The following is a 329-nucleotide window of genomic DNA, read 5'->3' on the forward strand; positions in this document are numbered from 1 at the left end:
AACCAGTACATTCAGACTGAAATTCTCGTCAGGAAGTACGATGATAGAAGAACCAGTCGTTTCATCCCGGAACTCAATTTTAGACTTGATAATATAAAAGTCTTTGACGGCATTTTGTTCTACTGTTCCTACACGTTCTATTTCTTGTACATAATATTGTGCACTACCATCTAAAATAGGAAATTCCGGTCCGTTAACCTGAATAAGGCAGTTATCAATGCCCAATGCGTAGAGGGCTGCCATACCATGTTCAACGGTGCTTACTTTGACTCCATTCTTCGACAATACAGTACCACGAGTGGTTTCTGTCACATTGTCGGCTACTGCAT

Annotated in this window: 1 protein-coding gene; it reads right to left on the reverse strand. The window is 40.7% G+C overall.

The genetic code is table 11. The features are described 5' to 3' along the window. On the reverse strand, positions 1-329 hold a 329-nt coding region (locus AB5935_RS26945; protein ID WP_368327971.1), incomplete at both ends, for a UDP-3-O-acyl-N-acetylglucosamine deacetylase.

Origin of the sequence: Phocaeicola sp. RTP21198st1_B8_RTP21198_201120, from assembly GCF_040929485.1 — a bacterium.
Classification (GTDB): Bacteria; Bacteroidota; Bacteroidia; order Bacteroidales; family Bacteroidaceae; genus Phocaeicola; species Phocaeicola dorei.